The organism is Pseudoalteromonas sp. G4, from assembly GCF_028875915.1.
In the GTDB taxonomy this organism is placed as follows: domain Bacteria; phylum Pseudomonadota; class Gammaproteobacteria; order Enterobacterales; family Alteromonadaceae; genus Pseudoalteromonas.
Genome location: NZ_JAPEHW010000069.1, coordinates 1 through 20,444 on the forward strand (window position 1 = coordinate 1; position 20,444 = coordinate 20,444).

Below are 20,444 nucleotides of genomic sequence, written 5' to 3' on the forward strand. Positions count from 1 at the left end.
ACGCTGTTACTTCACCCGCATTTTCCATTGATGATGTATTCATCGCAACGCTATCTGCAGAAAGTGATGCACTTGTCGCCATATCTGCAGGGTAAGTAGACAATGTGTCTACACCACCAGCTGTTACTTCAACACAAATAGTTTCATCTTCAGTTACACGTTTGCCACGACCTGTTGTACAGCTCGGGAATTGTGAGAAGTCTGCAATTTGGTCGTTATTGTCGTTAGCACCAATCATCATAACTGATGGGTAACCCGCAGGATATGAACGCACATTGTTACCGTCATTACCTGCTGCCGCTACAACTAAACCACCTGCAGCTGTAAAGTTAGCAAATGCGTTTGATTCGGTACTGTTAGAACCGCCGCCGCCTAAGCTCATGCTAATGATGTTTGCACCAGCTTGGCTACAAAGGTTAGCTGCATGCGCTAAATCTGATGAGTAACCCCAACCTTCAGCATTAAATACTTTAATAATGTGCATTGGAACACCAGGTGCCATACCAACTACACCAACACCGTTATCAGCTGCACCAATTGTACCAGCTACGTGCGTACCGTGCGGGCCACCGTGCTCATTCCAGTTACCTGTGCCAGAATCGTTATCACCAGTGATATTACCCCAAACAAAATCTGGGTTAGATTGATCAAGACCTGAATCGATTACACATACTTTCATATCTGAAGATGCATCAAACGCCAATTGATCTGCTTGTGATTGGTATACAGCATAAGGGGTTAATTGCTGTGTCATCGCATCACCAATATCATCACTGTAAAGTGACATTGGCTTACGTACAAAATCTTGCTCAATAAGTTTGATATGCGGATTGTTTAGAAGTCCTTTAACTTCTGATAAATCTTTCCCTGAGAAGCTTGCAGCAAAAAATCCATCTGAATCTAGTTTAATATCACCACCAAGTTTTTTTGCTAGCGCTTTTACTACGCCTTTGTTGTTATCAACTTGGATGATAAAACGGTTTTCATCTGCTGCTTGCGCAGTAGCTACTGTGCTAAGTGCAAGTAGTACTGATGTAGTTAATGTTTTTAATTTCATATAGCTTTCCCAGATTTTATTAAGTTAGACACATGCAATGTAAGCCGTATCTGTATTCGGGAATAACGTTAACCAAGCTTTAACATTTCAACAACAAAAATTACATATTCCATTATTAATATTTTATTTGAAATAAAAACATAAGCAGACATCTAAACAGCTTCAGAGCTAAACAGCTAAAAGTATTGTTGCAATAAACAACTCAATTAATCGAAAAAAAGGGATAATATTTCCAAATAACCTCCTAAAACTCATCCGACCTGCCCACCATCAATGAAATACAAATCAGTTTCATTTGACATTGTGTTTTCAAAAACCACAAAACACCCTGTTACATTTGTTTACAATCACTTTGTAAACAAAGTTAACATCACATAAAAACGTAACAAACACTGCAAAAATATGCTGGGGAGAAGCCTTATTTTCAGGCTAAAGCGCTAAAATAAGTAGAAAGCAATAAATAGTAGATTGAATAGGTAAGATCTAATAAAGAAAAGGTGTTATAAAAAAGCGCCCTAAATAAGGGTTATTTAAGGCGCATTAAAGCTTAGTCGATTAAACCATACTCTTTATCAAGAATGTCGATCACTTCTTGACGCGGATCGCTTGGAATTTCTAACTGTTTACCAACAATTTTGCTCGCAATACCTACGTAAGTGTCTGACACTTGCATCATCACATCAACCGGTAGTTTGTAACCTTTCGCAAGTTCTTCACGTTCATCCATGCGATCTTTATTAAGTAATACATCGCTATCAGGCACGTTATTAATTAATAACTGGCGGAAACCCTCTTTCGAGTTTTCAACAATGTTACCTTCGCGGTAAGCTGGGCCATCCCAAATACGTGATGAATCTGGTGTACCAACTTCATCGATATAAATAAGCTTATGCGAACCATCAACTTCTTCAACGTAGCCAAACTCAAACTTCGTATCCACAAAAATTTGGTCAAGCTCAGCAAGTTGCTCACTAATTAGCTTAAAGCCTTCAGTTAATAGCTTTTCGTATAAATCGATATCGCTTGCCGACTTAAAGTTAAATGCCGCTAAATTGTTTTCGATGTTTTCGCGCGTAATGTTTACATCATCTACTTCTGGCACTTCAGGTACACCCGTAATAATGCCTTTAGTCGATGGTGTAATTAATACATTGTCTAATTTTTGGTGAGCTTCTAAACCTTCTGGTAAATCAATACCACAGAAGTTGCGAACGCCTTTTGCATAATCGCGCCACATGCTACCCGTAATGTATTGGCGTGCAATTGCTTCAACGCGAACAGTTTCAGCTTTACGTACAATCCATACATAAGGGTGTGGAATATCAACAATGTGATTACCCGCAAGGCCTGCTTCATCAAATAATTTAAACCAGTGAGACGCCACTGAGTTAAGTGCAATACCTTTACCTGGTACACCGTTAAGGCCGTTTTCACCTTGCCAAATACAGTCAAACGCTGAAATACGGTCTGAAATAACCATCAATGCGAGTGGTGTATCTTTTGGAATGTTGTAACCTTTTTCTTCGATTAAGCGAACGCTGTCTTGCTCAGTTAACCAATAAACGCTGCGAACTTTACCGCTGTGAACCTTACCTTTGGTACGGATCGGTAAATCGTCATTTACGTCCAAAACCTTATATGAACTCATGGAAACTCCAAAAGATATTTTTGATACTAGAAAAGCACTTTATGCGCTCTAAATTGGGGTGCGCCAATTTTAGTGAAAAGTCGCTGTAAACTCAATAATTGAACAAAAAAAGCAAGGGTATGAATTGCTATCGCAAAAGATTGGTTTCAAGGTATTGTTGTTATAGTATCACAGCAATTTAAATTTATTTTGTGCAGTCATGTTAGCGATTAATAATCTCACTTTTTCTTATCCAGGCGCTCAGAGCCAATTTGTGCTACATGATTTTGCCTTAGCAAAAGGCGAACATGTGTTTATTTACGGCCCAAGCGGCAGTGGTAAATCAACTTTGCTCTCGCTAATTACTGGTGTGCAGCAACATAACAGTGGTTCAATCTCGATTTTAGATACCGTTTTTTCGACTCTTTCACAAAAACAAAAAGACCGCTTTCGCGCAGATCATATTGGCTATATTTTTCAGCAATTTAATTTAATCCCTTTTTTATCTGCGACCGAGAACGTTGCGCTAGGGTGTGAGTTCTCAAAAATACGTACTGAAAAAGCCACAGCCAAATACGGCAGTGTTGAAAAAGGAGCAAATACGTTATTAGTGGCGCTTGGTTTAAGCGAACAGAATATTGCTAAGCCAGTTAATCAACTAAGCATAGGCCAACAACAACGCGTTGCCGCGGCAAGAGCATTACTTGGTGAACCAGAGCTCATCATTGCCGATGAACCAACGTCAGCTCTTGATAACGACGCCCGAGAAGAATTTATCAACCAGCTTTTTGAGCAAGCTAACAATAATCACACCAGCATTTTGTTTGTCAGCCATGACCAAACACTCGCTAATTTATTTGATAGGCAAGTAGCGCTTTCAAGCTTTATGCAGGAGAAAGTACTATGAGCTTATTAACCCTCTCACGCAAAAGCTTACTTAACCGTTTTTCAAGTATTGCGATAACGACCATTGCGATTGCACTGAGTATTACCTTGTTACTGCTTATTGAACGTGCCCGTGTTGATGCCAAAGCGAGTTTTCATAATACAGTATCAGGTACCGATTTAATTGTTGGTGCCCGCACTGGCAGCACCGAATTATTACTTTTTTCGGTATTTCGTATCGGTCACCCAACTAACAATTTAAGTTTCAAAAGCTATCAAGATATTACTAGCAAGCGCTCTGTAAAATGGGCTATTCCGCTGTCACTTGGCGATAGCCATAAAGGTTTTAGCGTAATTGGTACTAATAATGACTACTTCACGCATTACCGTTATGCCAATAAGCAAAACCTCGCATTCTCAAAAGGGCACGCTTTTGAACAAGTAAACCATGTGGTGCTTGGCAGTAATGTCGCTAAAAAGCTGCATTACCATTTAGGTGACTCGATTGTACTTTCGCATGGCGCTGGCAATACCAGTTTTCACCATCATGACGATCACCCATTTAAAGTCGTGGGAATTTTAGCGGCAACCGGCACGGCGGTTGATAACAGTGTGCATGTGCCGTTAGTGGCAATTGATAATATTCATGGCTCAACAATGCCCAGTATTAGCCAGAAGCATCAAGCAGATGAGCATCATGACCATGACCATAACCATGACCACCATGATGATCATCAACATCACAGCGAACAGCGTGATGAACATAGCAAGTTGCCTGCACTATCAAATGCGGAACTCACCGGCCAACCAAAACAAATCAGCGCATTTTTATTAGGCCTAAAAAGTCCGATTTTTGCACTGCAACTACAACGTAATATCAGCCAATATAAGCAAGAGCCACTGCTGGCGATTATGCCAAAGTTTACTTTGCGCCAATTATGGGAAGTGGTCGGTGTATTTGAAAAAGCTTTATTGGTTATCTCGGGGGCTGTTGTCGTTATTGCTTTACTTGGTATGCTGACTAACTTACTGGCAAGTTTAAGCCAGCGCCGCCGCGAGCTTGCGATTTTACGCTCAGTGGGCGCATCGCCACGTACCATATTTACGTTACTCGGGTTAGAAGCACTATTAATCACAACGTGTGCCACCTTGCTGGCTATCGCATTTTATTACCTTGTTATTGTATTGCTTGCTAACATGCTTGGCAGTATCAGCGGGATTCACTTGCAACTTATGGCACTTAGCCAATATCAAATGAGCTTATTGGCTGGTATTATTTTGCTTGGCACCTTATTTGGTTGTTTACCTGCTTACAAAGCATATCGTTACGCATTGAGCGATGGCTTAACCATAAAAGTTTGAGATTTATATGAAACAACATTCGCTATTGTTTACTTTTTTCGCCTTAATAACGTTATTAAGTAATCAGCTGTTTGCCAATGGAAAAGCAAAAGAGCTTTACTGGGAAGATCTCATTCCTAAAGGCTATTCATCATCACCTGTTGAAGGACAAGCCGCACACAATGAAAACTCTGAGGCCAATTGGGTGCAACCCGATTTAAACGCACCTATTGTAAAAGAGCTAAATAATACTATGGTGACATTACCTGGCTTTGTAGTGCCACTTGAAGGTAATGATGAAGTAATCACCGAATTTTTATTAGTACCTTATTTTGGCGCCTGTATTCATGTGCCGCCACCGCCGCCAAACCAGATTGTGCATGTAACCTTTAAAGATGGCGTACCGATTGAAAGCCTGTACGATGCGATTTCTGTTACAGGTAAAATGAAAACCGAAAGCTGGGAAGGTGAGTTGGCAAAAGTAGGTTATCGCATTGAAGGTGTAGGCGTTGCGCCATTTGACCTTTAAATACACCTAAACAAAAAGGCGCTACGGCGCCTTTTTTCTAGCTCTATTTCTGACAATTTTTACAATACACGGTACTGCGCTGTCCTTGGCGAATTTCCATTAGTGGCTCTTTACAGGTTACACACGGCTCGCCTTTACGCCCATACACTAGTAACTTCTGAGCAAAATAGCCTGGTTTGCCATCAGTTTGGGCAAAGTCTTTTAGTGTTGTGCCGCCCTGTTCAATGGCATCCGCTAATGTTTGCTTGACGATAGGCACTAATTGTTGGTAACGCTTTTTAGAAATTTTACCTGCAGCGCGTTTAGGATGAATACCCGCTTTAAATAAAGATTCATTGGCATAAATATTACCCACGCCCACAACCACACTGTTATCCATTAAAAACTGTTTTATTGCAGTTTGCTTATGTCGTGATTTTTTATACAAATAGTCAGCATCAAAGTCGTCGGTTAATGGCTCAGGACCCAATTTTAGTAAGCTGCTATGAATTTCACCCGCTGCTTGCCACAAACAAGCGCCAAAGCGACGCGGATCATTTAAACGAAGCACTTTGCCATTTTCTAGCTCTATTTCGATATGATCATGCTTTTTAAGTGGTACAGAATTATCGACCACCCGCAGATTCCCCGACATGCCCAAGTGTAAAATAACACTGCCGGTATCCACACTAATCATTAAATATTTCGCGCGGCGGCTAATGTCTGTAATGGTTTTACCTTCAAGTTGATAAACGTCGTCTGGCACCGGCCAACGCAATTGCGCTTGATGCACGCGCACTTGTTTCACCGTTTGCTTTAGCATATGTGGCGTAATGCCTAAACGGCTCACTTCAACTTCTGGTAATTCAGGCATAAAAACTCTAAAACTCCGTGGTAGGAAATAACTGATTACAGGTTTGTTTATCTAATTTTAAACGACGCGCTTGATTATCATCAACAAAACAACCGTCTGGCGTAGTAAATACTTCAAACACCAAACTGCGATCATAACCTGCAATGAAAAGTTCCACGCTTGCGAGCGCCGAGGACTTTTCATCAACTATCGGCATCATCTCACCGCTTGCTTGTCGCCAATTTAAATCAAGCAATTCAACATCAATATTTAACTGCTTATTAGTGCGCCAACTCGTACCGATACGCTCAATTTTGAAATCACTGTATTGATAGGTCAGTACCGCGCTATTGGGTGGCAACAATGATTGAGTAGCCTCATCATCAGACGTCGAGATAATCTTATGATGCAGTCCATTAAACAAAAAAATCATTAGCAGCATGGCGAAAATAATTACATTATTCCAGCCGGTTCTTCCAAGCCTAATCATTTCGATCCTAAACGCGCATATTTCAGTATTACTAAGTCTATATGAATCAAGCAGTTTTAGCACCTGTTCAGCTAGAGCGTGTTGACCTTTACTGTATATTTCTGCAGCAGTTTGTTTGGCATTTAGACAAGGCAGAGTGATTGTAGTGTAGTTACTCTACATAAATAAACGATAAAGACTTTGTGCTCCTGCAAAGTCACCTTACCCTACGTCCATGCAGGGCAACGCAGTATAAACGCCAAATAAGCGCTGCCTAACAGGTTCAACCCAAACCCACGCCGCGATCAAAACACTTTGGATTTGAACAAAATTTAAACCTCAAAGTTCAACACGCTCTAGTGTATAAGTAATACCAAATGAGTAATTTCTGTCGCTGTTAAAAGGCTATTTTTTTGCTAAACTATGCGCCAAAATTTAAGGAGTTCCGTCCATGGCAATGTATGTAGTGGGTCATAAGATCCCTGATTCAGATTCTATCTGCGGTGCAATTGCACTTGCATATTTAAAGAATCAAATTGGTGAAGCAGCAATCGCAACACGTTTAGGCGATGTATCACCTGAAACTCAGTTCATTCTAGACACATTTGGTTTTGAAGCACCTGAGCTTAAAATGAGCTATGCAGGTGAAGAAGTTTACATCGTAGACCACACTGAAAAAACACAAGCACCAGATGACATTGATGAAGCAACGGTTGTGGGTGTTGTTGACCACCACAAACTTGGCGACTTAACGACGTCTACACCGCTTGAGTGTTGGATCCGCCCTGTAGGCTGTTCAAACACCATCATCAAGATGATGTATGACTTCTACGGTGTTGAAATTCCAAAGAACATCGCAGGCCTTATGTTAGGTGCAATCCTATCTGACACTGTAATCTTCAAGTCACCAACTTGTACGACTGCTGACATCAAGTGTGTTGAAGTACTGGCTGAAATCGCAGGTATCGAAGACTACAAAGCATTCGGTATGGAAATGTTTAAAGTTAAGTCTGCAGTTGAAGGCACGCCAGCTCGCGATCTCGTTATGCGTGACTTTAAAGACTTCAATATGAACGGTAACCTAGTAGGTATCGGTCAGTTAGAAGTTATCGACCTAGCTGTGTTTGACGACATCAAAGCTGACCTTGAAGCTGACATTGCAAAGCTGAAAGAAGAAGGCGGCCGTCATTCTGTATTCTTACTACTTACAGACATCATGAAAGAAGGTTCACAAATGCTAATCGCGTCTGATGACGAAGGCATTGTTGAGCGTGCTTACGGTGTTGCACCAGAGCAAAGCCGCGTTTGGTTAGATGGTGTACTAAGCCGTAAGAAGCAAGTAGTGCCACCACTACAAGATGCATTTGCTTAATTAAGCTTTAATAACAAAAAGGCGCGTTTAGCGCCTTTTTTGATCTGTTTAATAATCAAAGAGCCCAAAGGCTTTGCAAGCAACTCATAACCCTCTATGCTTATCTAAAGTATGTTTATTAAGCTTAAGATGTTATCTATTAGGTATTTATTTTTACTGCTAGCTGCGTTGCTGCCTTTTGCTTCGACAGCTGAAACAGATCAAGCCACGCAACAAAAGATTAGTTCGCAAATTGAAAAACAAAATAGCTTTTATCGGTAAAATATAGCCAAGATAATGCAGAAACCTTATCCGCGTTAAACACGTTTGCAAATGAAAACCCACCGAAGTCAAATGATGACCTTGCCTATTTACTAGGTTACCGTTGCTATTTAGAGCTTGTAACAAACAACCAAGACAATTATAAAAAAACTCAAAACGTTTTAACTGAGCTAACACTATCCACGGCATCTAATCCCGCAATAATGGCTGCTGCTAATTTTTGCCATGCATGGTTCCATTATTTCGATAAAAACACACAGCTGTATGACTTTTTTATCGAACAAGCATTTAACTATATCTTAAATAGCCAATCGTCTGTTTTAAAATATTGGATAGCCACAACCTTTTCCATGATGGCACAAGATACCGGAAGACACTCAGCATCAATTGAAGCAGCTAAATTAGCACTCGCAATCGCTAATACCAATCAAGACAATTACCGAGCAGCCACCAGTTGGGCAATCATGGCCGTTTCAGAAGCTGAGCTTGGCTTTTATGAGGATGCACTTGCAAATAACCAACTCGCTATAGATTGGTACAATAGTATAGACAATACCAATGCGATACTTCGCTTATATCAAAGCCGAGGTTATATTCTTAATACACAAGGCAATACTCAAGAGGCTAAAGCAATTTATCTTGACGCCATTGAACAAGCAAAAAAACTAAATCATCAAGATGCCATTCATGAAATTTAGAGTAATTTAGCTGCTATAGCGTTTAGCGAGGGCGAACTTGAACTCTCAAATGACTACGCAGAAAAAACCTTAGCCTATGCCATTGAGAGCGATTACAGAAGCCTTGCTGCTCATGCTTACTCTATTATGGCGATTAATTACGTTTACTTGAACGAGCTAGAAATTGCTAAAGACTACTTTGAGCGCGGTAACAGTTTTTTCGAAGAATTCAAAATGATTAGCCAACTAGCGGATAATTTCAAATCTTGGTCAGAAGCAATGGCCAGTATCAAGCATTATGAAACCGCATATAAAGCTCACCTGCGCTACAAATCGCTTAGTGATAAGATTTTTAATACTGAACGTGAAAGTCGCATGTTACGCATTAAAGAACTTTTTCAAGCAACCCAAAAAGACCAAGAAATTGAAAAGTTAGCGTTTGAGAATCAGCGAAAGAATATCGAAATAGAAAATAAATCATTGGAGCAAAAGATTTGGTTATTAAGCGCAGTGATTGCACTGCTAGCATTTGTTATGCTGTCGATTTTTTATCGTAAACTGAAAAGCTCAAATCAAACGCTTACAAAATACAATACAAAGCTCAATGAAGAGCGCTTTATTGACCCGCTTACCGAAAGTTTAAATCGCCGATTTTTTGAAGTACAACAACGCGAGCGCATCTTAACAAGTTCAGAGGTGAGTTTTAGTTTTTTTGTCCTAGACATCGATCACTTTAAATCACTCAATGATACCTATGGCCATGCCTGCGGTGATTATGTATTAAAAATATTTTGTCAGCGCATCCGTAATTCAATTCGTCAACAAGACAATTTTATTCGAATGGGTGGTGAGGAGTTTTTATTAGTAGTTGAAAACAGCAGTTTTGAAAACGATGCTATGTTACTTAAAAAATTACTGTTATTGATTAAGAGTAAACCGCTTGAATTTGAACAACACAGTTTAACCATTTCAATGTCGGTCGGCGTTGCTTCAAATGTGTCTATTTATGATGAGAAGTCACTGGATATCGCACTGGAGCTTGCTGATCAGGCACTATATAAAGCGAAAAATACAGGCCGAAACCAAGGCGAGTTATTAGACTTACACTCAATCCCTCTTGCAAATGTAATTAATAACTACGAGTTGATTGCCAGCAAAACAATTCATGGTGCTGAATAGAACTAAAATTTAAGCAATAAAAAACCCGAGACAACTCGGGTTTTTATAATTCTTTCAGCAAATCACAATTACTTGATTTTTGCTTCTTTGAAAATCACGTGTTTACGTACTTTTGGATCGTACTTTTTGATTTCCATTTTTTCAGGCATGTTACGCTTGTTTTTGTCGGTAGTGTAGAAATAACCAGTACCAGCAGTAGAAACTAAACGGATCTTATCACGCATGACTCAAGCTCCTTAAACTTTTTCGCCGCGAGCACGGATATCAACTAATACCGCGTCGATGCCTTTCTTATCGATAATACGCATACCTTTAGTAGTAGTGCGTAATGTAACGAAACGCTTTTCGCTTTCAACCCAAAAACGGTGTGTTTGTAGGTTAGGTAAAAAACGACGCTTAGTCGCATTGCGAGCGTGTGAACGGTGGTTACCTACCGCTGGACGCTTACCTGTAACTTGACAGACTTTAGACATGTCTATATATCTCCAATAACTTCGCTCGAGCTAAATCTTTTCTTCCGAGGTTTTGTGTACGTTTCTGCCCCGGAAATAATCAAAGGGCGCTCTTTATACAGCAAATACAGGCTAAGATCAAGAAACCCGATCTTTAGTTCAGCTCATGTGTAAATTTGATAGCGGCTAATTATAGAGATCTCTTGTCCTAAGGGAAAGCAAAACTTGCGTTTATTTTCACTATTTCTGCGAATTAAATAAAACAGCCTGTTTTTTCGAGTTTTCTTTTTACAAATAGAACTAAATTAGCCAACTAATTTCATCAATAACGACACAAAGTAACAATAAATTTTCTCACTGTATGTCAAAAATTTAAATTAACTCTACTCTTGCACTAACACTTCTTGCCCAGACGTTAATCTTTCAGCGCCTCTTGTGGCTACTTTGTCACCTTGTCTTAGCATATTTTGTTCAACAGGACGCACTTCAACTTTTGAACCTTGCCCTTGTCCTACAGCAACGGCCACCTGCAGAGCTTTATTATCCGCTTGAATTTTTACAACGTGTACGCCCGCTTTACGTAAAATTAATGCATCGCGCTCCACCAGTAAACTCGGGGTCGTTTTTTCAATATTGAAATCAACATCAACTAATTGACCGCTCGCCCACCCTTTATTTTTCTCGCTGTGCAGCTTTGCTCTTACTTCAAACGTTTGAGAACGTGAATCGGTTGCAGGAATGACTGCTGTTACAGTCGCCTCAGCTGACTGTAAATTATCAAAACTGCCACTACTTAACGTTACTTTTTGGCCAAGTTCTGCATAGGCTAAATATTTAACAGGCACATAAAAACGCACCTCTAAGTTATTAATATCGATTAAGTGAACTAGTTTATCCGCACGACTTGCATCACTACCTGCAAGTAAAAATCGCTTGCTAACAATGCCATCAAATGGCGCAACAACGGTCGCGCGTGCCATGCGATCTTCAATTTGATTAAGCTTTACTTTTGCCAGTTCAATATCGGTCAGCGCTAAGTCATGCTGGCTTTGTACTAAATCAACTTGATTCGCCGCTGCACTGCTCGTTTTAGCTAATTTTTTAAGCCTTTCAAGCTCTTGTCTTTGGTAAGTTAAATTAACCTCAGCACGTTTAATCATAATGCGCTGCTCTGCAGCTTCAAGCTCTAGTGGCAACATTTCAATGCGTGCAATGGCATCACCTTGTTTAACTATCGACCCAGGCTCTGCAACAAATGCTAATTTACCTGCAGTGCCCATAGTTAAATCCACATCACCTTTGCCACGCAATGTGCCGTTTAGCGCTAAGGTCTGAACTAATGGCGCTCGCTCTACAACATTGACAGCAACCGTAGGTACCGCATAAAGAGGCGCAACAAAGAGCGATGAAGCAACTAACAGTGTATTAAATGGTTTATTCATCTTGGTGTCCCCTACTTATTTGCAACCAGATCTAATGATGTTTTGTTATTTTTAGTATTTGCCTGTTGTAATTTCGGTGGCGTTTGTTTGCCAAGCAGCAATAAACTTGGCATCAAAATCAAGGTAAATAAGGCACTAATTGCCATACCGCCAACAATTACCGTAGCAAGTCCTCGGTAAATTTCCGAACCCACACCCGGCATAATCATCAGTGGCAACATGCCAAACAAACTTGTTAAGGTACTTAAATACACAGGGCGAGCACGGATCAGCACCGCATTTTCAACTGCTTCGCGGCGTGTTAAGCCTTCACGTTCACCTTGGCGTGTTTGGTCAACCAATAAAATAGCGTTATTGACAACTAAGCCCAACAAAATGATAAAGCCAATCATGGTGAGTAAATCAAGCGATTGGAAACTCACTAAATTAAGTGCAGCCAAGGCTAAAATTCCCCCCGCGACAGCCAAAGGCATAACCAGCAATACCAGCAAGCTATCGCGCGCCGATTTAAATAATGCGGTCATTAATAAAAATAAAATAAACAGCGCGAGCACGAAGTTATATGCCATTTCTTCGATTGCTGATTTCATTTTTTGTGCATTACCCGCCAAAATCGCGTTTGCCGAACGAGGTAAATTTTTGCGCACAACTGGCATCACTTGCTCAGTCAGTATTTTTTGCGCTTGCTGTAAGCTCATATCATTTGGCGGTGTAATTTGAATACTCACCGTACGATAGCCATTAACGCGACGTAATTGCGATGGTCCTACTGTACGTTCAATTGTTGCCAACTCTCCCAGGGTTTGCACGCCAGCAAGTGGCGTAGTAATTGGTAAATTTGCCAATTCTTCAGGGCTTTGCCAGGGAGTTGCACGCAAAATAACATTCATACGCTCGTTACCATCAAAATATTCACTGATAAACATGCCGCTGGTAAATGCTTGCACTGCACTTGCAACTTCGCGGCGCGTTAAACCTGCTTGCGTAATGCGTCTATCATTTGGTGTGAGTCTCAGCTCTGGCTCAGCCATATTCAGAGAAGGCTGCGGCTGCGCCATTGCTTCAGGCATGGCTTTTTTCACTTCAGCCAGTGCTAGTTGGGCTGTCGACATTAATTGCTCCATATCGGAACCCTGCAAATCAATACTTAATGTGCGACCATTGCCACCATTTGCCACTTGGATCATTGAGCCTCGAAATAAAAAGACTTGGGTATCTGGCAATTCTGCGAAGATTTCTTCACGTGCAACCTGCATCAATTCTTCTACGCGCTGTGCGTCTGCAGAGTAAATAAAACCACCAGCATTTGAGCCAAACACATAAAAATTAAAATCTTTAATAGCTGGCGTTTTTTCACCTAAGTAATAAGGCATTAAACGCTGTTTTACTTTTTCAGCTAACTCATCTTCCATATAGTCAATATTGGCACCGGCTGGTGTTACTAAACTATAAAAGAAGCCATCCGTTGGCGCGCGCGGCATAAAGTCAGTTTGCGGTACTAATGTATATGTCACAATCACAGCACCACCAAGTAAACCCACAACCCAAGATACTTGCTTAGTGCGAGTACTGGTCAGTCGCATAATAAAATTGGTTAAGCGACGCCAATAGGCATGAAATTGATCGTCGTTATTTTCATTTTTCAGTAAATATTTACTGGCAATAGGAATAATACTGATAGCACTAATTAATGAGGCAATTACCGCAATAGAAAGCGTTAACGCTAAATCTGAAAAGAGCTGACCTTCAATGCCAGCCATAAATAAAATTGGTAGAAAAATCGCCACACTGGTTGCAGTTGAGGCAAATAGCGCACCGCTTACTTGCACCGCGCCTTTTAACACGGCTTGTTTTCGGGCCATGCCTGCTTGCATCAATCGCGTGATATTTTCTTGTACAATAATCGCAGCATCAAGCACTAAACCTACAGCAAAGGCCAATCCTGCCAACGACACCACATTCAAACTGCGGTTAAAAATGCTGAGCGCTAAAAAAGCTACCATTAACGACACCGGAATTGTCGATGCAATAATTAACGTTGTGCGCCAACCTCTAAAAAACAGCCATAAAATGCCACAAGCTAATAATACCCCTAAGCCAAGGTTACTTTTTACCAACTGTAATGCATTACGAATATGTACTGAGGCATCGTAACTTAATTCAATCGCAAGCCCTTCTTGAGCTAAAATGCCCTCGTTTAATTCTTTTATGGTGGCATTAAGTTCATCAAGCACCGCAACGGTATTCGATTCATTAGCCCGCGTAAGCGTAATATAATAGGCTGGTTTACCATTTCGCAGCGTCATAGCACGGCGATCTGTTACCGTATTTTCGATTTGTGCCACATCGCCCAAGAAAATAGCGCGTTCACCTGAATAGCCAATGCGCATTTGCGCCATATTATCAACGTCATACTGGCCAGTGAAACGAACAGTATATTGGCGACGGCCAACATCGGCGATACCACCTGAAGTATCAGTAGAAGAAGCAAGTGTTTGGCTAATTTGATTTAAACTAACGCCAAGCGCAGCTGCTTTATGTGGGTCAAAGGTAACACGCAGTTCACGCGGTCGTTCACTTGCCAAGTTAACAAACGCAACGCCTGGAATTTTAGCCAAACGCGGTTGAATTAATTCATCGATCTGTTTTTGGTAACGCGCCATATCAAGATGCCCACTACTTTCAGTAGGCACAACAAGTAAGGTTGCCGCAGTTGGACCGCCAGAACCCGGCCCTGCATTTCCCCCTGCCGTAACAATTGGATCCATTGCATCTAATGGTAATGGCGGCGCCTGATTTAGGCTGTTAAGCACATTTAACATTGCCTCTTGCATATCGCTGCCAACAGCAAAAGTTAAGTTTATAAAGCCTTGCCCTTGATTTATTTGCGTATTTACCTCAAGTGCACCGGGGGTGTTTTTTACTGCATTTTCCAGTGGTTCAATAATCACCGACTCAATTTCTTCTGGCGCAGCTTGGCGCCAACCAGACATTATAGTGATTTGAGGTTGCTCAATATCAGGGGTTAATTGAATAGGTAGTTTAAAAATACTGATAGTGCCAAACAGCATAATCAGCACTAAAATCACCAACACACTGGCTGGATTTTTTAAGGAACTTCGCGTGATATTCATAATGATAATACAGGGGTATAACTAGGAGTAGTCTAGTTATTTGTACCATCATTGCTAGTTGTAAATTGTGTGTAAATATTTCGAAAAGGTGAATAGACAAATAATCACGTTAAACTGCAAAGAAACGAACTAAATCATCTAAAAAATACAGTTTATAGATGATTTAGTTTTGCACGGTATCGATTGGCAGTAATTTATCTTTACCCCATTCGCTCCAGCTTCCGTCATATACTTTAACCTTGTCAAACCCAGCGATTTCTGCTGCTAATGCTAAAATACAGGCTGTTACACCTGAACCACAACTAAATATAAACTCTTTTGGTGCAGGCACTAGTTCATCAAAAATGCGTTTTAATTCAACCTCGCCCAATAACATACCTTGATTTAGCAAACTGGCGTAATGTAAATTTAGAGAGTTGGGAATATGGCCGCTGCGCATTCCTTCTCTTGGCTCAGCTTCTTGTCCACTAAAACGCCCATAACCACGTGCATCGACAATTTGAATATCATCAACACTAATGGCGTTTAATACATAGTGTTTATCAACAAATAATTGGCGCTCTTGTGTTACAACAAAATTACCGCCACCAACAGGCTTTTTATGTTGCTCAACGGTTGCGTAGCCCTTTGCATGCCATGCAGGCAAGCCACCACGCAAAATTGCAACATTATCAAAGCCCATCGTTTTAAACATAAACCAAGCGCGTGCAGCAGAAAACAAGCCTTGTTTATCATACACAACTAGGTATGAATTTTGATTTATCCCTAGCTGTTGGATTTTTTGCTCAAATAAAGCCGCATTTGGCATCATATTAGGGCTTGAGGCGTTTTTATCGACAATGTTGTTACTAAAATCAAATCGCAGTGCCCCCGGAATAACACCAGCAACTTCAAAATCAGATTTATTAACCGGATTATCCATACTGGCATCAAGTATCAATAAGTTATCATCAGTTAGATGCGCGTTTAGCCAATCGCAATCTACTTGAAAGTTACTGTTATTAAATTCATGTTTATCCATTACAGACTTAACCCTTTTACTTGTACTAAGTCAAAGTCAGCAAGCTCAGGCACCATTTGCTGCAACTTATCTTCCGTCTCATTTAGTGTGCGTAAACAGCCACAATACTTATTAGCTTTATCTTCAAGTTGCACAACTTTCTTTTGTAAAGACTTATCAATTTCACTGGCGATAATATCAATCCGCTCACCCATTCCACTGATTTTCTGTTCAATATTGCCTTCGTTTGACTCAAAAGCATCACCGAGCGCAACTAAAATCGCACCTAGGGAACCGTGTACGGCTGAATGAATTTTTTGACTGATTTCTTTTTCAAAAAAGTCGTCTAATTTAGAAAGGGATTGCGGGGCGATGTAATAAAAGTCGTCACCCACCTTAAACTTATCTTTAAGGGCAATTTCGACGTACTTTAATTGATCTTTTAGCACTTCAGGTTCTTTATCTGTAAAACCAGTAACCACTTGCTCAATTGCTGAAAGGCCAAGATTAACACCATCGGTCGCAAGCTTAACAAGCTCTGGAACGGTATTTCTTAAACCTTGACTGTACTCTTTGAGAATAAGCTCTTCGTCTTGGTTTAACTCAACCCAGCGGCCTTTAATAAATAACTGAGAGTCATTGTTAATTTGCACATTAGTTTGCCCTTTATCAACAATACGAATAACGTCATTAGTAATGATTAACCCATGACCTAACTCTACATCACATAACTCATCCGCAATTACTGAGTTTGCAAACGTGAACGTTGTGAACAAAAAGACCCAAAATCGTACCAACTTCATAACAATTCTACCCCAAAGATAACTAAGCAAGACTATCAAACTAACAGGGGGTATACAAAATCATTTCGCATAACGCATTAATCGCAAATGAATATCCGAAGCCTTACTTCTCAAATTAGTTTTACCACTATAGAAGGCGACTGCCCATGCTTCTGACGCACTGCCTACACCACTAGTGCTGGTCCAATAATTTTGTGCAATTGCTGCTGGAAAAAGCGTTTGATTTATTGCGGCATCAACACATTGGCGATCAACAATTGTGCTTAACTCTTTTACATTTGGTAATTGCCAATCATTAAACCCTGCATACTGATATTGTGATGCCGTTTTTAATGCTTGTTGCCAGGTTAATTGCTCTACTCCACCAGTGCATGTTTGGTTATTAGTATCCCAGCTTTGACCAATACTACACCGCATCCACATAATTCCAGTCAAATTATCCGTTACCGTGCCATCCGTATTAATTGTAAATTGTGAGATTGGGGTTGTTTCAGGTACATTATCAAAACAAGTTTGCGCAGTTAAAGGTAATGCCAAAGATCCAACTAAAAAAAGCGAAATTTTAATTATATTCATTGTTGTTGCCCCCACTTAGTCATCGTTGCCGGTATCACGAACCAAACGTACATAACCCAAATTTTGTTTGGGATAACCGATATCTTTTCCAGAAACCATATCAATTGCCCAAGCAAATGCATATCTACCTCCTTCAACACTCGTTTGCATTGTCCAATAAGGCACTACATCATTTATTAATTGAGTTGCTGTATTCGGAAAAAAGTCGGCAATCATGACACTACCAGAGCCTTCTTGTGCAAAAGAAAGCAAAGAACTTAATTCTCTATGCGTTGGTACGCGCCAATTATTACCGCCGCAATAATTAGCTTCATTTACTTCCGTTAAGTACTGTTCTAAACCACAATTAACAGTACTCGGACAAGATGTTTGTGCAGGAGCTTCAACACCTGATTCTCCCCCATTATTAACAGAGTTTAAAAACCAGGTGTAACTATTTTGTGACTCACGTAACTGAGTGTTAGGTAAGATACCATTACTTACTTGTTTTACTTCCCAAATCAGTCCTGAAATATTGTCTCTAACACAACTAAACGTTGTGCTGCTATCGGGAAGTTCACCTGCAAACTGATCCAACTTAGTAAAATCAAAGGCACCAGGACCGCTACCTACTTTATCAAGTAAACTTGCGTGCACATCTCGTCCTCTTGATGCGTCTTGTTCTGGGAACTCAGTCGACACACAGTTGCTCAGTACTTTACTGTTATCAAAGCAGCGATTCATACCTGTATCGTTAATTAAGCCGAGGGCTTTTGGCTCTGCAAGCACTTGTGTTTGTGCGCTATCGGTTCGGTTTGCACTGTCAGTGACCGTGACTTCAAATATCAATGATTCAGGCGCATCTACATCCGGCACAATAAATTGAGTTTGGCAAAGCTCGGGGTTGTTAATTGTTACTGAAATTCCGGACTGCTGAACCCATAAACATGAAAAACTCGACTCAACACTAATTGAATTTGTCGCATCTAATGTCACGGTTGAAAACTCGAAAGCATTTTGATTTGCACCGGCATTGGCATACAACAGCTGATTGCTTTGCTGTAATGTCAGCGTAAGGGAATTGCTTTGTACCCCACCTTCATCATCTGTGATAGTCAGCTTAAAAGTAACGTCTTCGTTTTGCGCAAGTAATGGATGAGTGAATGTTAAATTTGCAGACGAAGTGTCCGCAATTGAAATGTTTGAGCCTGCAATTTGTTGCCATAAATAACTTACGAGTTTGCCATTTTCATCAGGGTCAAATGAATCCGCGCTCGACAGCACAATACTGTCGCCATATTGCGATGGCAACGTAGAAGGTGAAGTCTGTTTAATTGATACTACAGGCAATAAATTAACTGATTTCACCGCAACTAAAATAGAGTCTGATACCGTTCGGTTATCAGGTGCGACATACTCAACGGCAAGCTCTAAAACCTGGTCTTGCTTGATGTCAGGTGCAGTTACTTCTTGCGTTGCGCCCTCTAAAGGAAACCCTTCAATAATTGGGCCACTTAATTGACGCCAGGTAAACTAATTTTTCATCAAGTGATATATCAGAACCCGCATTGACAGAGAGTGGCGCGGGCGCTTTTTCTTCCGAAGAACTTGAACCGCCACCACAGCCTACGATTAGTAGCGAGCTTACACATGCAAGCATTGCAGGGCTATGTAGATATTTTAGCATTTCAGTACCTAACAATAATAACTAACCTTTAATCAAATTTCTCATGCAAAAAAGCAGCCATAATTTTCATAAACTATGGCTGCTTTTTATGTCATTCTATTTGTGTATTCGCTTACATATAACTTTCTTGGTGCACTCGCACAAACAACTTAGTACCAATCTTTGAGTAATCCACTTTGTATTCTCGACCATCAAGCGCCTGCAAGAAAAGCAATTGTTTTTCTTCACCAAATACATCAGGTGAACCAATTTGTACGACTTCCATATAACGTTCCTTGGCTTCGCGTCGGTTGCGAGGAAGACTTTCTTTAAAAGGTTGTAAACCTTCAGAGGTAACACGAATTTTAGGGTGATTTTCGCCATTAACGATTACTAAATCATATTTTTTTTCTTTATGAATAATCGTGTTACGACCACTTTTAACAAATGCTCTTTCAATTGTTGTCATATTCAGTCTTTCCAATGCACAATGGTATGTAAACTGAGTACTTGCTCAAATATTTACATTAATAAACCAATTATTTCTAATTGATATTACTATATTTTTCTATCGTTTTCTCGGGATCTCGCAACCAATGTTGTAATAAATTCTCAAATTCATCGACAGAACGATCAAAGTAATTATAGGATATCAAAAAATGATAGCCAAAGAGCGTATCAAAATGCTCTAAGCGGTGGGTTAACATGGCGAGTAAGCCATGGGTATTAAATTTATCTTGGTATTTACTTTCTTCAATTAGCCAATCATCAGGCACATTACCTGTTGGCCACATTATTTTAATACCAGCCATAAGCCAATTACGCTGCTCCATTATAAGCTTAAACGCTAACCTTGGTGGCATACGCTTTATTAAAGGTGCTAAGGATTTAAGCTTTAATCCCAAGCAAGGCAGTTCTAAAAATTGCTCACCGTTTGCAATCTGCACTTGACCCACTGCGACAATATTCTTACGCGCTATTCGCACTTTGCCATATCGATGGTAAAACACTAACCCATTCTTACTTAGAACTAAATTGTATCTGGGCTCAGAGAGCTTAAAGTAGCCAATCAGCATGGAAAAGAGCGCAGCAATAATCACGGCAAAATCAAATATCGTGATGGGATCGGGTTTAAATTTAACCACCAGTAATACAGCAACTAA

At 40.3% G+C, this 20,444-nt stretch carries 21 protein-coding genes; 6 read left to right on the forward strand and 15 right to left on the reverse strand.

Annotated features, from left to right (window positions below):
* Together ON073_RS16210 and ON073_RS16215 are read right to left on the reverse strand one after the other, a co-directional pair.
* Positions 1-1,057 (reverse strand): S8 family serine peptidase (locus tag ON073_RS16210; protein WP_274762936.1); only part of this gene is annotated, 1,057 nt, incomplete at its 3' end.
* A 547-nt stretch (positions 1,058-1,604) separates the two neighbouring features.
* The gene (locus ON073_RS16215) at positions 1,605-2,705 is read right to left on the reverse strand and encodes a phosphoribosylaminoimidazolesuccinocarboxamide synthase (protein ID WP_274762937.1); all 1,101 of its coding nucleotides are present in this window, start codon (positions 2,703-2,705) and stop codon (positions 1,605-1,607) included.
* Positions 2,706-2,904: 199 nt separating this feature from the next.
* On the opposite strand from ON073_RS16215, the gene ON073_RS16220 reads away from it, so the two are divergent.
* Genes ON073_RS16220 through ON073_RS16230 form a run of 3 tightly spaced genes read left to right on the forward strand, consistent with a single transcriptional unit; the run spans position 2,905 to position 5,439 of the window.
* Positions 2,905-3,591, forward strand: coding sequence for an ABC transporter ATP-binding protein (locus ON073_RS16220; protein WP_274762938.1), 687 nt, complete (start codon positions 2,905-2,907; stop codon positions 3,589-3,591).
* The gene (locus tag ON073_RS16225; RefSeq protein ID WP_274762939.1) at positions 3,588-4,931 is read left to right on the forward strand and encodes an ABC transporter permease; all 1,344 of its coding nucleotides are present in this window, start codon (positions 3,588-3,590) and stop codon (positions 4,929-4,931) included. The genes ON073_RS16220 and ON073_RS16225 overlap by 4 nt, the downstream gene beginning before the upstream one ends.
* Before the next feature lie 7 nt (positions 4,932-4,938).
* Complete coding sequence (locus ON073_RS16230) at positions 4,939-5,439, forward strand: DUF3299 domain-containing protein (RefSeq protein ID WP_274762940.1); 501 nt, start codon at positions 4,939-4,941, stop codon at positions 5,437-5,439.
* A 43-nt stretch (positions 5,440-5,482) separates the two neighbouring features.
* On the opposite strand, the gene mutM is transcribed toward ON073_RS16230, so the two are convergent.
* Positions 5,483-6,292, reverse strand: a complete 810-nt coding sequence (gene mutM / locus ON073_RS16235; RefSeq protein ID WP_274762941.1) for a bifunctional DNA-formamidopyrimidine glycosylase/DNA-(apurinic or apyrimidinic site) lyase — start codon at positions 6,290-6,292, stop codon at positions 5,483-5,485.
* A gap of 7 nt (positions 6,293-6,299) precedes the next feature.
* Positions 6,300-6,761, reverse strand: a complete 462-nt coding sequence (locus ON073_RS16240) for a hypothetical protein (RefSeq protein WP_274762942.1) — start codon at positions 6,759-6,761, stop codon at positions 6,300-6,302.
* A gap of 430 nt (positions 6,762-7,191) precedes the next feature.
* Between ON073_RS16240 and ON073_RS16245 the strand changes: the two genes are divergently transcribed.
* From ON073_RS16245 to ON073_RS16255, 3 genes are all read left to right on the forward strand, one after another.
* Positions 7,192-8,112, forward strand: coding sequence for a manganese-dependent inorganic pyrophosphatase (locus tag ON073_RS16245; protein WP_010562021.1), 921 nt, complete (start codon positions 7,192-7,194; stop codon positions 8,110-8,112).
* Between the two features lie 464 nt (positions 8,113-8,576).
* Positions 8,577-9,071 (forward strand): tetratricopeptide repeat protein, encoded by a 495-nt coding sequence (locus tag ON073_RS16250; protein WP_274762943.1) that lies wholly within the window; start codon positions 8,577-8,579, stop codon positions 9,069-9,071.
* A 126-nt stretch (positions 9,072-9,197) separates the two neighbouring features.
* The gene (locus tag ON073_RS16255; protein WP_274762944.1) at positions 9,198-10,229 is read left to right on the forward strand and encodes a GGDEF domain-containing protein; all 1,032 of its coding nucleotides are present in this window, start codon (positions 9,198-9,200) and stop codon (positions 10,227-10,229) included.
* A gap of 68 nt (positions 10,230-10,297) precedes the next feature.
* Here the strand turns inward: ON073_RS16255 and rpmG are convergent, their stop codons facing one another.
* From rpmG to ON073_RS16310, 11 genes are all read right to left on the reverse strand, one after another.
* Complete coding sequence (gene rpmG, locus ON073_RS16260; RefSeq protein ID WP_005493124.1) at positions 10,298-10,453, reverse strand: 50S ribosomal protein L33; 156 nt, start codon at positions 10,451-10,453, stop codon at positions 10,298-10,300.
* A gap of 12 nt (positions 10,454-10,465) precedes the next feature.
* Positions 10,466-10,702: a 50S ribosomal protein L28 gene (gene rpmB, locus ON073_RS16265; RefSeq protein WP_010562023.1), complete on the reverse strand. Its 237-nt coding sequence runs from the start codon at positions 10,700-10,702 to the stop codon at positions 10,466-10,468.
* 362 nt (positions 10,703-11,064) lie between these two features.
* Positions 11,065-12,123 (reverse strand): efflux RND transporter periplasmic adaptor subunit, encoded by a 1,059-nt coding sequence (locus ON073_RS16270; protein ID WP_274762945.1) that lies wholly within the window; start codon positions 12,121-12,123, stop codon positions 11,065-11,067.
* Positions 12,124-12,134: 11 nt separating this feature from the next.
* On the reverse strand, positions 12,135-15,257 hold the full coding sequence (locus ON073_RS16275) for an efflux RND transporter permease subunit (RefSeq protein WP_274762946.1): 3,123 nt from the start codon (positions 15,255-15,257) through the stop codon (positions 12,135-12,137).
* A gap of 163 nt (positions 15,258-15,420) precedes the next feature.
* Entirely contained in the window at positions 15,421-16,278 is an 858-nt protein-coding gene (locus tag ON073_RS16280) for a sulfurtransferase (RefSeq protein WP_274762947.1), read from the reverse strand.
* The gene (locus ON073_RS16285) at positions 16,278-17,060 is read right to left on the reverse strand and encodes a YggN family protein (protein ID WP_274762948.1); all 783 of its coding nucleotides are present in this window, start codon (positions 17,058-17,060) and stop codon (positions 16,278-16,280) included. The genes ON073_RS16280 and ON073_RS16285 overlap by 1 nt, the downstream gene beginning before the upstream one ends.
* Positions 17,061-17,120: 60 nt before the next feature.
* Complete coding sequence (locus tag ON073_RS16290; RefSeq protein ID WP_274762949.1) at positions 17,121-17,636, reverse strand: Lcl C-terminal domain-containing protein; 516 nt, start codon at positions 17,634-17,636, stop codon at positions 17,121-17,123.
* Positions 17,637-17,651: 15 nt separating this feature from the next.
* Positions 17,652-18,983 carry an Lcl C-terminal domain-containing protein gene (locus ON073_RS16295; RefSeq protein ID WP_274762950.1) on the reverse strand — a complete coding sequence of 444 codons (1,332 nt, stop codon included), beginning with the start codon at positions 18,981-18,983 and terminating at the stop codon, positions 17,652-17,654.
* 130 nt (positions 18,984-19,113) lie between these two features.
* Positions 19,114-19,302 (reverse strand): hypothetical protein, encoded by a 189-nt coding sequence (locus ON073_RS16300; RefSeq protein WP_274762951.1) that lies wholly within the window; start codon positions 19,300-19,302, stop codon positions 19,114-19,116.
* A gap of 112 nt (positions 19,303-19,414) precedes the next feature.
* Positions 19,415-19,750, reverse strand: coding sequence for a hypothetical protein (locus tag ON073_RS16305; RefSeq protein WP_274762952.1), 336 nt, complete (start codon positions 19,748-19,750; stop codon positions 19,415-19,417).
* Positions 19,751-19,826: 76 nt separating this feature from the next.
* A partial coding sequence (locus ON073_RS16310; RefSeq protein ID WP_274762953.1) for a DUF2982 domain-containing protein occupies positions 19,827-20,444 on the reverse strand: 618 nt, incomplete at its 5' end.

Bases quoted from the DNA above. Each gene is read 5' to 3' on its own strand.
- ON073_RS16215 (WP_274762937.1), bottom strand. From the start codon at position 2,705: ATGAGTTCATATAAGGTTTTGGACGTAAATGACGATTTACCGATCCGT.
- ON073_RS16220 (WP_274762938.1), top strand. From the start codon at position 2,905: ATGTTAGCGATTAATAATCTCACTTTTTCTTATCCAGGCGCTCAGAGC.
- ON073_RS16225 (WP_274762939.1), top strand. From the start codon at position 3,588: ATGAGCTTATTAACCCTCTCACGCAAAAGCTTACTTAACCGTTTTTCA.
- ON073_RS16230 (WP_274762940.1), top strand. From the start codon at position 4,939: ATGAAACAACATTCGCTATTGTTTACTTTTTTCGCCTTAATAACGTTA.
- mutM (WP_274762941.1), bottom strand. From the start codon at position 6,292: ATGCCTGAATTACCAGAAGTTGAAGTGAGCCGTTTAGGCATTACGCCA.
- ON073_RS16240 (WP_274762942.1), bottom strand. From the start codon at position 6,761: ATGATTAGGCTTGGAAGAACCGGCTGGAATAATGTAATTATTTTCGCC.
- ON073_RS16245 (WP_010562021.1), top strand. From the start codon at position 7,192: ATGGCAATGTATGTAGTGGGTCATAAGATCCCTGATTCAGATTCTATC.
- ON073_RS16250 (WP_274762943.1), top strand. From the start codon at position 8,577: ATGGCTGCTGCTAATTTTTGCCATGCATGGTTCCATTATTTCGATAAA.
- ON073_RS16255 (WP_274762944.1), top strand. From the start codon at position 9,198: ATGGCGATTAATTACGTTTACTTGAACGAGCTAGAAATTGCTAAAGAC.
- rpmG (WP_005493124.1), bottom strand. From the start codon at position 10,453: ATGCGTGATAAGATCCGTTTAGTTTCTACTGCTGGTACTGGTTATTTC.
- rpmB (WP_010562023.1), bottom strand. From the start codon at position 10,702: ATGTCTAAAGTCTGTCAAGTTACAGGTAAGCGTCCAGCGGTAGGTAAC.
- ON073_RS16270 (WP_274762945.1), bottom strand. From the start codon at position 12,123: ATGAATAAACCATTTAATACACTGTTAGTTGCTTCATCGCTCTTTGTT.
- ON073_RS16275 (WP_274762946.1), bottom strand. From the start codon at position 15,257: ATGAATATCACGCGAAGTTCCTTAAAAAATCCAGCCAGTGTGTTGGTG.
- ON073_RS16280 (WP_274762947.1), bottom strand. From the start codon at position 16,278: ATGGATAAACATGAATTTAATAACAGTAACTTTCAAGTAGATTGCGAT.
- ON073_RS16285 (WP_274762948.1), bottom strand. From the start codon at position 17,060: ATGAAGTTGGTACGATTTTGGGTCTTTTTGTTCACAACGTTCACGTTT.
- ON073_RS16290 (WP_274762949.1), bottom strand. From the start codon at position 17,636: ATGAATATAATTAAAATTTCGCTTTTTTTAGTTGGATCTTTGGCATTA.
- ON073_RS16300 (WP_274762951.1), bottom strand. From the start codon at position 19,302: ATGCTAAAATATCTACATAGCCCTGCAATGCTTGCATGTGTAAGCTCG.
- ON073_RS16305 (WP_274762952.1), bottom strand. From the start codon at position 19,750: ATGACAACAATTGAAAGAGCATTTGTTAAAAGTGGTCGTAACACGATT.